Genomic DNA, 13,039 nt, shown 5'->3' on the forward strand with positions numbered 1-13,039 from the left:
CCAATGAAAAATGCCCTCCAGACAACGCCTGGAGGGCACTTCTCGCGGACTCAACGCCGACTATTTACACAGACTGCCTGTGGCCGGCTTTTTTCATGGGCGCAGCGAACGAACCGGCGCGGAATCAGAACGGCAGCTTGCCGCCACCTCCGCCCATGCCGGGCATCCCGCCCATGCCCTTCATGCCGCCCATCTTCTTCATCATCTTCATGAGGCCGCCGCCCTTCATTTTCTTCATCATGCCCTGCATCTGCTCGAACTCGTTGAGCAGGCGGTTCACTTCCTGAACCTGCACGCCCGCGCCGGCCGCGATGCGGCGCTTGCGCGTGGCCTTGAGCAGTTCGGGCTTGCGGCGCTCCAGCGGCGTCATGCTCTGGATGATGCCTTCCTTGCGGCGGATGTCGCGCTCGGCGCGGGTCATGTCGGCCTCGCTGGCCTTGGCGGCCATCTGCTGCGGCAGCTTGTCCATCAGGCTGGAGAGGCCGCCCATCTGCTTCATCTGCTGGAGCTGGCCCAGAAAGTCGTTCAGGTCGAAGCCCGCGCCGCTCTTGACCTTGGCCGCGAGCTTCTGCGCCGCCGCCACGTCGACGCCGGCCGTGACCTGCTCGACCAGCGCCACGATGTCGCCCATGCCGAGGATGCGCCCCGCATGGCGCTCGGCGTCGAACACCTCGAGGCCGTCGATCTTCTCGCTGGTGCCGGCAAACTTGATCGGCACGCCCGTGACCTGGCGCACCGACAGCGCCGCGCCACCGCGGGAGTCACCGTCGGTCTTGGTCAGGATGATGCCGGTGAGCGGCAGCGCCTCCTTGAAGGCCTTGGCGGTGTTGATCGCGTCCTGGCCCTGCATGGCGTCGACCACGAAGAGCGTCTCGACCGGGTCGAGCGCGCCGTGCAGCTGCTGGATCTCGTTCATCAGCACTTCGTCGATCGCAAGGCGGCCGGCCGTGTCGACCAGCAGCACGTCGAAGAAATGCCGCTTGGCATGGTCGAGCGCCGCGCGGGCGATGTCGAGCGGCTTCTGCTCGGGCGTGCTTGGGAACCATTCCGCGCCCGCCTGCTTCGTCACCATCTTGAGCTGCTCGATGGCGGCCGGCCGGTAGACGTCGCCCGACACGGTGAGCACCTTCTTCTTGCGCTTCTCGATCAGGTGCTTCGCGAGCTTGGCGGTGGTGGTGGTCTTGCCGGCGCCCTGCAGGCCCGCCATGAGGATCACCGCGGGCGGCTGGGCCACGAGGTTGATGTCGGAGATGCCCTCGCCCATGGTGGCGGCGAGTTCGCGGTTGACGATGCCGACCAGGGCCTGGCCGGGCTTGAGCGAGCCCAGCACCTCCTGGCCGAGCGCCTTGTCCTTCACGCGGGCGACGAAATCCCGCACCACCGGCAGCGCCACGTCGGCTTCGAGCAGCGCCATGCGCACCTCGCGCAGCATGTCCTGCACGTTGCTTTCGGTGATGCGCGCCTGGCCGCTCATCGTCTTGACGAGGCGGGAGAATTTTTCGGTGAGGGCGGTGGCCATGAGCGGGATGCCTTGTTGCCCGCTGCGGCGGGCATTGGGAAGTCGTGAACTGGATCGGCCGCGTTGGCGCTGCGGTACGCAGCGTGCAAGCCGGGGGGAGATAAACTCCAGCCATGATTTTAGCGATCCCCTCCCCACTCGCCGTGGCGCTGGGCATCGCCACTGCGGCGGCCTATGGTTCTGCCGCCGCCGCGGGTGCCCGGCTGAGCCGCCGCGGCACGCAATGGGCGCTCGGCCTCGCCTGGCTGCTGCACGCCGCCGTGCTGGGCTACGGACTGGTCGGCAGCGAGCCGCGCTTCGGCTTCGCGCCGGCGCTCTCCGTCACCGCCTGGCTGGTGCTCACCGTCTATGCGGTCGAAAGCAGCATGTACCCGCAGCTCAAGGTGCGGCGCGCGCTGGCCTGGCTGGGCGCGGCCGCCGTGCTCCTGGCGGTGCTGTTCCCGGGCACGCCGCTGCATGTCGCCGCTTCGCCGTGGCTGCCGCTGCACCTCGCGCTCGGCATCGCCTCGTACGGCCTGTTCGGCGCCGCCGTGGTCCATGCGTGGCTGATCACGCGCGCCGAAAAGCAGATTCGGCTGGCCGCCGAGCCACAGGGCGGGGTGCCGCTGCTCACGCTCGAACGGCTGACCTTCCGCTTCGTCGCGGCCGGCTTCGTGCTGCTGTCGGCGACGCTGCTCGCGGGCCTGCTGTTCAGCGAAACGCTCTACGGCGCCGCCGTGCGCGGCTGGAAATGGGACCACAAGACCGTGTTCTCGGTGCTCGCCTGGCTCAGCTTCGCGGTGCTGCTCGGCGGGCGCGCACGCTTCGGCTGGCGCGGGCGAACCGCGCGGCGCGTGCTGTATGCGGGCACGGCGCTGCTGCTGCTGGCCTACGTGGGTTCGCGCTTCGTGCTCGAAGTGGTTCTGGCGCGCGGCACGGCATGAAGTACCTGCTCGTTTTCGCGGTGATCGCGGTGGCGATCTGGCTCTGGCGCAAGAACCGCCGCGAGGAAATGCGCGACACCCGGCGCGAGCAGGCGGCGCGCGCCAAACGGCCCGGCGCCGCGCCGGCCACCCCGAAAGCCATGCTGCGCTGCGCCCACTGCGGCCTGCACCTGCCGGCCGCGGACGCCATCGGCGGCACGGGCGAGGCGGCCTACTGCAGCGCCGCGCACCGCCAGGCCGCCGAGCGCGGCTGAAGGTGCGCCCATGAGCGCAGCGCCGGGCCGCCCCAAGCAAGCTCGCTCCCGCCTGGCGGGAAAGCGCGCAGCGCGAAGGGTGCACCAGTGACCGCAGCGCCGAGGCCGCGAGGCGAGCCCGTCACCGATTGGGGCGGGCTCGAAATACAGCATAGCCAGAGCGCCGCGCTGCTGCGGCTCTGGCGCGGCTTCATGGCGGCGCGCTGCTTCGTGGCGGTGGTGCTGGTGCTGCTGCAGGGGGTGGCTCTCGCGCTCGGCCAGGCGATGCAGCCGCTGGCCGTGGCCCTGTCGGCGGGCTACCTCGTCGTCACCTGGGTCAGCGCACGCTACGTCCGCTTCACCCCGCCGATCCGCGCCTTCGCGGCGGTGTGGTTCCTCACGATCGGCATCGACCTCGGCACCTTCACCGCGCTCCAGGTTCTGCAGGGCGGCAACATCAACTACACGCCGCTGTTCGCGCTGCCGGTGCTCATGAGCGCCGTGCTCGGAACCGTCACCGTGGGCCTGGGCACCACCTCCGCCGTCACGCTGCTGCTGCTGGCCGACGCGGGCTGGCACTGGCTGCAGGAGCCCGGCGACCCATCGAACCGCTTCGTGCAGGCGGCGCTCACCGGCACCGGCCTGTTCGTGGTGGCGCTGCTCGCCCACGAGCTGGCGCGCCGCCTGGCGCGCGAAGAAGCGACGGCCCAGCGCAACCGCAGCAGTGCGCAGATGCAGGCGCAGGTCAACGACCTCGTGATCGAGACGCTCAGCGAGGGCGTGCTGGTGATCGACGCCGAAGGCCTGGTGCATGCGGCCAACCCGGCGGCCGACGCGATCCTCGGCCAGGGCCTGGCCAAGCTCGGGCTGCCGTTCGCGCTGCACGCCCAGCCCGCCTGGCATGCGCTCGCGGCGCTCGCACGCCAGACCTTCGCGCGGCGCGCACCGCAGAGCGAAGAGATCCCGGTGGCGCAGGCGCGCGGCGCCGCGCGCGAGGTGCGCGTGCGCACGCGGCTCACGCCGACGAGCGACCGGCGCGTCGAAAGCCTCTGCGTGATGTTCCTGCAGGACCTGCGCGAACTCGAGGCACGCATCCGCACCGAGAAGCTGGCTGCGATGGGCCGCATGTCGGCGGCCGTGGCCCACGAGATCCGCAATCCGCTGGCCGCGATCACCCAGGCCAGCGCGCTGCTCAACGAAGACCTGACCGATCCCGCCCACCGCAAGCTGACGAGCATGGTGCAGCACAACGCGCAGCGGCTCGCGCGCATCGTGGACGACGTGCTCGACGTATCACGGGCGCGCCAGCAGCGCGTGCTTTCGCTCGGCGAGCAGGTGGTGCTCGATCCCGCGGTGCGCGCGCTGGCCGAGGAATGGGTGCGCCAGACGCAGCGCCAGGGCGTGCAGATCGCGCTCGACGCCGGCGAGAGCGAAGTGCGCTTCGACGTCGAGCACCTGCGCCGCCTGCTCGTGAACCTGCTCGACAACGCCGCACGCTACGCCGGCAGCAGCGACGGCTCGATCCAGGTGGTCACCACCCTTCAGCGCGGCGGCGCCGGGCTGCCGACCCTGCTGGTGTGGAGCGACGGCGCGCCGCTCGAGCCCGCGGTGCAGCGCCACCTGTTCGAGCCCTTCTTTTCTTCCGAGAGCCGCTCGAGCGGGCTTGGCCTCTTTCTGTGCCGCGAGCTGTGCCGGCGCCACGGCGCGACCATCGGCTACGAGCGCCGCTCGCTCGTCGCGGGCGGCCCGGAGGGCAACGAATTCTTCGTGCGGTTCGCGCCGAGCGAAAACCGGCTGACACAATAGCGCCGTGAGCACGACCCCTTCTTCCGCGCAGCGTCCGGGCAACATCCTGGTCATCGACGACGAGCCCGACCTGCGCACGCTCTATGAACTGACCTTGCTGCGCGAGGGCTACCGCGTCGAGGCGGCCGGCAGCGTCTCCGAAGCCTGGCAGCACCTCGAGGCCGCGCAGTTCGACGCGGTGATCACCGACATGCGGCTGCCCGACGGGCAGGGCATGGAGATCATCCAGCGCATCCAGAAGAACCACCGCAGCGAGCGCTGCGTGGTGATGACGGCCTATGGCTCCGCAGAGAACGCGGTCGAGGCGCTCAAGGCCGGCGCCTTCGACTACCTGACCAAGCCGGTCGACCTCAAGCAGTTCCGAGCGGTGGTCGCCTCCGCCGTGCAGGCGCAGCAGGCCACGCCGGCCAGGGCGGCGCCGATTGCGCCCGCAGGCTTCGGCGAGCGGGCCGACGTGCCAGCCATTCCGGTGAACGGCGCCGCGGCGCTCGATCGGCTGGTCGGCGATTCCGAGCCGATGCGGCGCGTGAAGTCGCGCATCGCCAAGGTGGCGCGCGGCATGGCGCCAGTGCTGGTGCGCGGCGAATCGGGCACCGGCAAGGAGCTCGTGGCGCGCGCGGTGCACGCCTGCAGCCAGCGCAGCGACGGGCCCTTCGTGGCGGTCAATTGCGGCGCCATTCCCGAGAACCTGCTCGAGGCCGAATTCTTCGGCGCCCGCAAGGGCTCGTACACCGGCTCGTCGCAGGACCGCGACGGCTACTTCCAGGCCGCCCGCGGCGGCACGCTGTTCCTCGACGAGATCGGCGACCTGCCGCTCGCAATGCAGTCCAAGCTGCTGCGCGCGATCCAGGAGCGCAGCGTGCGCTCGATCGGCTCCACGCAGGAAGATGCGGTCGACGTCCGCATCGTCAGCGCCACGCACAAGGATCTGCATGCCGAGGTGCAGGCCGGGCGCTTCCGCCAGGACCTGTTCTACCGGCTCAATGTCATCGAGATCGCCGTGCCCGCGCTGCGCGAACGGCGCGAAGACCTGCCGGCGCTGTGCAAGGCGCTGCTCGCGCGCATCGCGCACGACGGCGGGCTGCCGGTGCCGCACCTCTCGGACGAACTGCTGCGCCGGCTCGCGCAGCATCCGCTTGCGGGCAACGTGCGCGAACTCGAGAACCTGCTGCACCGGGCGGTGGCGCTCAACGACGGCGACGAGCTGCATCTCGACCTGATGGGGCCGGGCCATGCGCCGGCGGAGGCAGTCGCGGCCACACCTGCCACGCCTTCCGTGGCGGCGCCCGAACAACCCGACGAGCAGACGCGCCCTGCGCCGGCGCCAATCGCCCAGCCCCGGCCGGCGCCGCCGCCCCTGCCCTCCGACCTGCAGGCCTACCTCGACCAGCAGGAGCGCGAAATCCTCGTGCGTGCGCTGCACGAGAGCGGCTTCAACCGCACCGCGGCGGCCGCACGGCTCGGCATGAGCCTGCGCCAGATCCGCTACCGCATCGCGCGGCTCGGCATCACCACGCCGAGCGGCGACGAAAGCGCCGCGAACCATGTCGACGACTGAAACGCAGGACGGCGCCGCCGCGCAGCAGCGCCTCTGGGAGGCCGGCTGGTACCGCTTCGCGCGGATGCTGCGCTCGCCGAACTTCGGGCCGCGGCCCGCGGGCGCGCAGACCGACCTCGTCGTGCTGCATTCGATCAGCCTGCCGCCGGGCGAGTACGGCGGCGAGGCCGTGCAGCAGCTCTTTGCGAACCAGCTCGACTGGGACGCGCACCCGTATTTCCAGTCGATCCGCGGGCTCGAGGTGTCGTCGCATTTCTATGTGCGGCGCAACGGCGAGCTCTGGCAGTTCGTGAGCTGCGACGACCGCGCCTGGCACGCCGGCGTGTCGACCTGGCGCGGGCGCGCCAACTGCAACGACGACTCGATCGGCATCGAGCTCGAAGGCCTCGAGGGCCAAGCGTTCGAAGAAGCCCAGTACGAAACGCTGGCCGGCCTCTGCGCCGCGATCGCACAGCAGTTTCCGATCGCGCACATCGCCGGCCACGAGCACATCGCGCCTGGCCGCAAACACGACCCGGGCGCGGGCTTCGACTGGCCGTTGTTGCGCGGTTGGCTCGGCTGGCCTGCAAAAATGTTCCCCGCGCAGGTGATGGGTCGCTAATTTTTTCAATCACGTCGCGCAACGCGATGCGCCCCGCGCGCCGCCGGACTGGGACAATATTGCAAACGCCGCATGCAGCAACCATGCGCCCTGCAAGCCCAAATCGGCCTGCAGGCCCCGTTCCACGCGGGTTGCGACACCATGAACCAATGTTCATGGGGCACAAATGGCCGTGTCACCGTGCGAGCCAAAAAACGACCCGCATGTATCCGATGGAAAACGCTACATCTAGTGGGTTGTAGCCCCCTCACACCCCAGATATAGTGTGTTCCGTCCAGCCACCTGCCCCGGCGCAATGCCCGGCCCAGACGCTGCCACCCAACAAGAATTGCCAACCGAGAGGAAGCGAATGCAAACATCCCTGAACACCCCATCGACTCCGCGCGCCGTTCCTTCCACGCCGTCGCAGCAGCCGCAAGACACGGCCGGCTCGCCGACGAGCCAGAGCCTCGCGCACTACCAGATCATTCGCCGCAACGGCGCCGTGGTGCCCTTCGAGCCGAACAAGATCGCGATCGCGATGATGAAGGCCTTCCTGGCGGTGCACGGCACCCAGGGCGCGGCCTCGGCGAGCGTGCGCGAAACGGTGGACACGCTCACGCAGGGCGTGATCCGCGCCATGGTGCGCTCGCGCCCGGGCGGCGGCACCTTCCACATCGAGGACGTGCAGGACCAGGTCGAGCTCGGCCTGATGCGCGGCGGCCACCACGAGATCGCGCGGGCCTACGTGCTCTACCGCGAGCGCCGCACGCAAGAGCGCTCCAAGCAAGGCGAACAGGAAGCCCCCGCCGCACCGACGCTGCACGTGCTGGACAACGGCGAGCGCGTTGCGCTCGACCTGAACGAGCTCAAGGGCCTGATCGAATCGGCCTGCGAAAACCTGGGCGACAGCATCACGGCCCAGCCGATCGTCGCCGAGACGATGCGCAACCTGTACGACGGCGTGCCGCTCGACGAGGTCTACAAGGCCTCGATCCTGGCCGCCCGCACGCTGATCGAGAAGGACCCCGACTACACCTTCGCGACCGCCCGCCTGCTGCTGCACACGATCTTCAAGGAAATCATCGGCCGCGAAGTCATGCCCGCCGAGCGCGCGCAGACCTACGCCGACTACTTCCCGCAGTTCATCAAGAAGGGCGTCGAGAACGAACTGCTCGACGAGAAGCTGCTCCAGTACGACCTGCCCCGCCTGGGCGCGGCGCTCAAGGCCGAGCGCGACAACCAGTTCGACTACCTCGGCCTGCAGACCCTGTACGACCGCTACTTCCTGCACGTGCGCAAGAGCCGCATCGAGCTGCCGCAGGCCTTCTTCATGCGCGTGGCCATGGGCCTCTCGCTCGGCGAAATCGACCGCGAAGCCCGCGCCATCGAGTTCTACGAAGTGCTGTCGTCGTTCGACTTCATGTCGAGCACGCCCACCCTCTTCAATGCCGGCACGCTGCGCTCGCAGCTGTCGAGCTGCTACCTGACGACCGTGCCCGACGACCTCGACGGCATCTACGAGTCGATCAAGGAAAACGCCCTGCTCTCGAAGTTCGCGGGCGGCCTGGGCAACGACTGGACCCGCGTGCGCGCGCTCGGCAGCCACATCAAGGGCACCAACGGCGAATCGCAGGGCGTGGTTCCCTTCCTCAAGGTGGTGAACGACACGGCCGTGGCCGTGAACCAGGGCGGCAAGCGCAAGGGCGCCGTCTGCACGTACCTCGAAACCTGGCACCTCGACATCGAGGAGTTCCTGGAGCTGCGCAAGAACACCGGCGACGACCGCCGCCGCACGCACGACATGAACACCGCCAACTGGATTCCCGACCTGTTCATGCGCCGCGTGATGGAAAAGGGCACCTGGACGCTGTTCTCGCCTTCCAACGTACCCGACCTGCACGACCTGTTCGGTGCCGCTTTCGAGAAGGCGTATGTCGCCTACGAAGAAAAAGCCGCGCGCGGCGAGATCAAGCCCTCGCGCACCATCCAGGCCTCCGACCTGTGGCGCAAGATGCTCACGATGCTGTTCGAGACCGGCCATCCCTGGATCACGTTCAAGGACGCCTGCAATGTTCGCTCGCCGCAGCAGCACGCCGGCGTGGTGCACTCGTCGAACCTGTGCACCGAGATCACGCTGAACACCAGCGACACCGAAACGGCCGTCTGCAACCTGGGTTCGGTGAACCTGCTGCAGCACCTGAAGGACGGCAAGGTCGACCAGGAAAAGCTCAAGAAGACGATCTCGACCGCGATGCGCATGCTCGACAACGTGATCGACATCAACTACTACGCCGTGAAGAAGGCGCGCGACTCGAACCTGCGCCACCGTCCGGTCGGCCTCGGCCTGATGGGATTCCAGGACGCGCTGTACGAACTGCGCATCCCCTACGCCTCGCAGGAAGCCGTGCAGTTCGCCGACGAATCGATGGAAGCGATCTGCTACCACGCCTACTGGGCCTCGACCGATCTGGCCCGCGAGCGCGGCAAGTACTCGAGCTACAAGGGCTCGCTGTGGGACAAGGGCATCCTGCCGATCGACTCGCTCGACCTGCTGGAGCAGGCCCGCGGCGGCTACGTCGAGGTCGACCGCTCGTCCACCCTCGACTGGGACGCGCTGCGCGCCAAGATCAAGGCCGACGGCATGCGCAACTCCAACTGCGTGGCGATCGCCCCGACCGCGACGATCTCGAACATCATCGGCGTCGACGCCTCGATCGAACCCTGCTTCGGCAATCTGTCGGTCAAGTCGAACCTGTCGGGCGAGTTCACCGTGATCAACCACTACCTGGTGCGCGACCTCAAGCGCCTGGGCCTGTGGGACGACGTGATGGTCATGGACCTGAAGCACTTCGACGGCTCGCTGCGTCCCATCGACCGCGTGCCGCAGGACGTGAAGGCGCTCTACGCCACCGCGTTCGAAGTCGAGACCACGTGGCTCGTCGAGGCCGCTGCGCGCCGCCAGAAATGGATCGACCAGGCGCAGTCGCTCAACATCTACATGGCCGGCGCATCGGGCAAGAAGCTCGACGACACCTACAAGCTCGCATGGCTGCGTGGCCTCAAGACCACCTACTACCTGCGCACGCAGAGCGCGACGCATGCCGAGAAGTCCACCGTGCAATCGGGCCGACTCAACGCAGTGTCGTCGGGCAGCAGCGATGCAGGCTCGGGCATGAGCGCACTCGAAGCCGCGGCCGCTGCAGCGAAGGCGCAGATGAGTGCGATGCCGGCCACCGACATTGCGTTCTGCGGCGTCGATGATCCGACGTGCGAAGCGTGCCAGTGACGCGTCGTTGAAATCAGCGAGGCCCATGCAGCGCGTTGCGAACCCTCAGTCGATCACGGCATCGACTGACATCGCACGATGCATGGGAGCAACATAACAACCACATAAATGGAGCGCGACGTGGGCGAGCACTTTGCAACTCACATCGTTGCTCCGATAATTGAGCATTGGATTTTTCTATGTTGACCTGGGACGAAGAAGTCAAGCCCTCCTTGCCAAAGGATATGCAACAAGGATTGCAGCAGTACCAACCATCGACCAGCGGCGTGTCCGCGGGCCGAGCGGTGGATGCTCCGACTTCGTCTTCTGCCCTGCAGCCTGCAGCACCCGTTGCCACGCAGCGCGTCAAGGCTTCCGACAAGCGCATCATCAACGGCCAGACCGACGTCAACCAGCTGGTGCCGTTCAAGTACAAGTGGGCCTGGGAAAAATACCTCGCCACCTGCGCCAACCACTGGATGCCGCAGGAAGTGAACATGACGCGCGACATCGCGTTGTGGAAAGACCCGAACGGCCTGACCGAAGACGAGCGTCGCATCGTCAAGCGCAACCTCGGCTTCTTCGTGACCGCCGACTCGCTGGCCGCGAACAACATTGTGCTGGGCACCTACCGCCACATCACGGCCCCCGAATGCCGCCAGTTCCTGCTGCGCCAGGCCTTCGAGGAAGCGATCCACACGCACGCGTACCAGTACATCGTCGAGTCGCTCGGCCTCGACGAGAGCGAGATCTTCAACGCCTACAACGAAGTGCAGTCGATCCGCGAGAAGGACCAGTTCCTGCTCCCGTTCATCGAAGCCATCAGCGACCCGCACTTCAAGACCGGCACGCACGAAACCGACCAGACGCTGCTCAAGTCGCTGATCGTGTTCGCCTGCCTGATGGAAGGCCTCTTCTTCTACGTCGGCTTCACGCAGATCCTTGCGCTGGGCCGCCAGAACAAGATGACCGGCGCCGCCGAGCAGTACCAGTACATCCTGCGCGACGAATCGATGCACTGCAATTTCGGCATCGACCTGATCAACCAGCTCAAGCTCGAGAACCCCGGCCTCTGGACCGCCGAGTTCAAGGCCGAGATCAAGGCGCTGTTCCTCAAGGCCGTCGAGCTCGAATACAAATACGCCGAAGACACCATGCCGCGCGGTGTGCTCGGCATGAATGCCTCCATGTTCAAGGGCTACCTGCGGTACATCGCCAACCGGCGTGCACAGCAGATCGGCCTCGAAACGCTCTTCCCGAACGAGGAAAACCCGTTCCCCTGGATGAGCGAAATGATTGACCTGAAGAAAGAACGCAATTTCTTCGAGACCCGCGTCATCGAATACCAGTCGGGCGGCGCGCTCTCGTGGGATTGAAGCTTTCCGACAACAAGAATCGATGAATTCAAGAATTGCCCATGCCACCGACCGCGCCAAAGAGCGCGGCATGGACGAGGGCTCAGGTGTTCATGGTGCTGGAGCTCAGACTCCAACCCCATGGATCACTTTGCGCTACCAACGTGCGCGGAGTGCTTCAATAGGTTGATTTTTTCAACTTGATCAAGGAGAAAACAGAAATGGCAACTGCAAAAAAAGCGCCGGCTAAGAAAGCCGCAGCAAAGAAGGCTCCGGCCAAGAAGGTCGCAGCGAAGAAGGCTCCGGCCAAGAAGGTAGCGGCGAAGAAAGTAGCGGCGAAGAAGGCTCCGGCCAAGAAGGTCGCTGCCAAGAAGGTCGCCGCCAAGAAGGCGCCTGCGAAGAAGGTAGCAGCCAAGAAGGCAGCACCGGCGAAGAAGGCCGCAGCCAAGAAGGCAGCACCGGCCAAGAAGGCCGCTGCGAAGAAGGCGCCTGCCAAGAAGGCGGCTGCAAAGAAGGCGCCGGCGAAGAAGGCCGCTGCCAAGAAGGCCCCTGCGAAGAAGGCCGCCGCCAAGAAGGCGCCTGCGAAAAAGGCTGCGGCCAAGAAAGCCGCGAAAAAGCCCGCTGCCAAGCCTGCCGCTGCGGCCAAGAAGCCGGCTGCAAAGAAGGCCGCCAAGGCAGCGCCCGCTGCGGCGCCTGCGCCTGCTGCGCAGACCACGCTGAACCCGCAGGCAGCCTGGCCGTTTCCGACGGCCAGCAAGCCCTGAGTTCTTTCAGCGGCCTTGAAGGCAAAAGCCCGGCACCTCACGGTGTCGGGCTTTTTTCATGGTGCGCCGGGAAAGGACCGGATCAGAGGCCCAGCGCCTTGCGGTCGACCTGGTAGTTCTGCGGTCCGCGCTGGGCGATCTTGAGCGCGCCGACGCGGTTGCCGAGCGCCGCACACTGCGCGAGCGGCCATTCCTTCTCGAGCCCGAACAGCAGCGCGCCGCGCCATGCATCGCCGCAGCCCGTGGGCTCGACCACGGCCGTCGGCGTCACGCCCGGCACATGCTCGCGCTCGCCATCGGTCCAGACCTCGCAGCCTTCGGCGGCCAGCGTGACGACAAGGCCACGCACATGCTTCGAGATCTCGGCCAGGCTCCAGCCGGTGCGCTGCGACAGCATCTTGCCTTCGTAGTCGTTGACCACGACCCAGCTCGCCAGCGCAATGAAGCGCCGGAGCGCCTCGCCGTCGAACATGGGCAGGCCCTGGCCCGGATCGAATACGAACGGAATGCCGGCCGCAGCAAACTGCTCCGCATGCTGCAGCATCGCCTCGCGGCCATCGGGCGCGATGATGCCGACCCGGATGTCCTCGCGCGCGCTGACCTTCGTGAGGTGCGCCTGCTGCATCGCGCCGGGATGGAAGGCCGTGATCTGGTTGTTGTCGACGTCGTTCATGATCATCGCCTGCGCGGTGAAGGTGTCGTCGAGCTGACGTACGAACTCGGTGCTGATGCCCAGCGAGCGCATGCGCTCGAGGTAGTCGGCGCCATCGCTGCCGAGCGTGGCCATGGGCAGCGCCGTGCCGCCGAGCGCATTGAGGCTGTAGGCGATGTTGCCGGCGCAGCCGCCGAAGTCGCGCCGGAGGCCGGGCACCAGGAACGACACATTGAGGATGTGCAACTGGTCCGGAAGGATCTGGTCGGCGAACCGGCCCTCGAAGGTCATGATGGTGTCGAACGCGAGGGAACCGCAAATCACTGCTGCCATGGGTGAGCCCGTTGAATGGAGAGGAGAAGGAAGGTGGATCGAAGAAGA

General features: G+C 67.1%; 10 protein-coding genes. 8 read left to right on the forward strand and 2 right to left on the reverse strand.

Translation table 11 applies throughout. The features are described 5' to 3' along the window. Positions 1–124: 124 nt before the first annotated feature. Positions 125–1,519 (reverse strand): signal recognition particle protein, encoded by a 1,395-nt coding sequence (gene ffh / locus AC3A6R_RS23145; protein ID WP_487861662.1) that lies wholly within the window; start codon positions 1,517–1,519, stop codon positions 125–127. 113 nt (positions 1,520–1,632) lie between these two features. On the opposite strand from ffh, the gene AC3A6R_RS23150 reads away from it, so the two are divergent. The 8 genes from AC3A6R_RS23150 to AC3A6R_RS23185 all read left to right on the forward strand — a co-directional run bounded on the left by AC3A6R_RS23150 (position 1,633) and on the right by AC3A6R_RS23185 (position 12,006). Next, complete coding sequence (locus AC3A6R_RS23150) at positions 1,633–2,442, forward strand: cytochrome C assembly family protein (RefSeq protein WP_487861663.1); 810 nt, start codon at positions 1,633–1,635, stop codon at positions 2,440–2,442. After that, positions 2,439–2,696 (forward strand): PP0621 family protein, encoded by a 258-nt coding sequence (locus AC3A6R_RS23155; protein ID WP_487861664.1) that lies wholly within the window; start codon positions 2,439–2,441, stop codon positions 2,694–2,696. The genes AC3A6R_RS23150 and AC3A6R_RS23155 overlap by 4 nt, the downstream gene beginning before the upstream one ends. 87 nt (positions 2,697–2,783) lie before the next feature. Beyond that, complete coding sequence (locus tag AC3A6R_RS23160) at positions 2,784–4,481, forward strand: two-component system sensor histidine kinase NtrB (RefSeq protein ID WP_487865705.1); 1,698 nt, start codon at positions 2,784–2,786, stop codon at positions 4,479–4,481. A 4-nt stretch (positions 4,482–4,485) separates the two neighbouring features. Then, positions 4,486–6,039, forward strand: coding sequence for a sigma-54-dependent transcriptional regulator (locus tag AC3A6R_RS23165; RefSeq protein ID WP_487861666.1), 1,554 nt, complete (start codon positions 4,486–4,488; stop codon positions 6,037–6,039). Further along, positions 6,026–6,640, forward strand: a complete 615-nt coding sequence (gene ampD / locus AC3A6R_RS23170; protein WP_487865706.1) for a 1,6-anhydro-N-acetylmuramyl-L-alanine amidase AmpD — start codon at positions 6,026–6,028, stop codon at positions 6,638–6,640. Before AC3A6R_RS23165 ends, ampD begins: the two co-directional genes overlap by 14 nt. A gap of 349 nt (positions 6,641–6,989) precedes the next feature. After that, positions 6,990–9,908 (forward strand): ribonucleoside-diphosphate reductase subunit alpha, encoded by a 2,919-nt coding sequence (locus AC3A6R_RS23175; RefSeq protein ID WP_487865707.1) that lies wholly within the window; start codon positions 6,990–6,992, stop codon positions 9,906–9,908. 179 nt (positions 9,909–10,087) lie between these two features. Further along, the gene (locus AC3A6R_RS23180; RefSeq protein WP_487861669.1) at positions 10,088–11,263 is read left to right on the forward strand and encodes a ribonucleotide-diphosphate reductase subunit beta; all 1,176 of its coding nucleotides are present in this window, start codon (positions 10,088–10,090) and stop codon (positions 11,261–11,263) included. Between the two features lie 200 nt (positions 11,264–11,463). After that, positions 11,464–12,006, forward strand: coding sequence for a histone H1-like DNA-binding protein (locus AC3A6R_RS23185; protein WP_487861670.1), 543 nt, complete (start codon positions 11,464–11,466; stop codon positions 12,004–12,006). A gap of 82 nt (positions 12,007–12,088) precedes the next feature. On the opposite strand, the gene AC3A6R_RS23190 is transcribed toward AC3A6R_RS23185, so the two are convergent. Then, positions 12,089–12,991: a carbohydrate kinase family protein gene (locus AC3A6R_RS23190; protein WP_487865708.1), complete on the reverse strand. Its 903-nt coding sequence runs from the start codon at positions 12,989–12,991 to the stop codon at positions 12,089–12,091. Between the last annotated feature and the right edge of the window lie 48 nt (positions 12,992–13,039).

Source organism: Variovorax sp. Soil_C_19 (genome assembly GCF_057657255.1).

Coding starts and splice junctions, on each gene's coding strand:
- AC3A6R_RS23180 (WP_487861669.1), top strand. CDS start 10,088: ATGTTGACCTGGGACGAAGAAGTCAAGCCCTCCTTGCCAAAGGATATG.
- ffh (WP_487861662.1), bottom strand. CDS start 1,519: ATGGCCACCGCCCTCACCGAAAAATTCTCCCGCCTCGTCAAGACGATG.
- AC3A6R_RS23185 (WP_487861670.1), top strand. CDS start 11,464: ATGGCAACTGCAAAAAAAGCGCCGGCTAAGAAAGCCGCAGCAAAGAAG.
- AC3A6R_RS23175 (WP_487865707.1), top strand. CDS start 6,990: ATGCAAACATCCCTGAACACCCCATCGACTCCGCGCGCCGTTCCTTCC.
- AC3A6R_RS23190 (WP_487865708.1), bottom strand. CDS start 12,991: ATGGCAGCAGTGATTTGCGGTTCCCTCGCGTTCGACACCATCATGACC.
- AC3A6R_RS23155 (WP_487861664.1), top strand. CDS start 2,439: ATGAAGTACCTGCTCGTTTTCGCGGTGATCGCGGTGGCGATCTGGCTC.
- AC3A6R_RS23150 (WP_487861663.1), top strand. CDS start 1,633: ATGATTTTAGCGATCCCCTCCCCACTCGCCGTGGCGCTGGGCATCGCC.
- ampD (WP_487865706.1), top strand. CDS start 6,026: ATGTCGACGACTGAAACGCAGGACGGCGCCGCCGCGCAGCAGCGCCTC.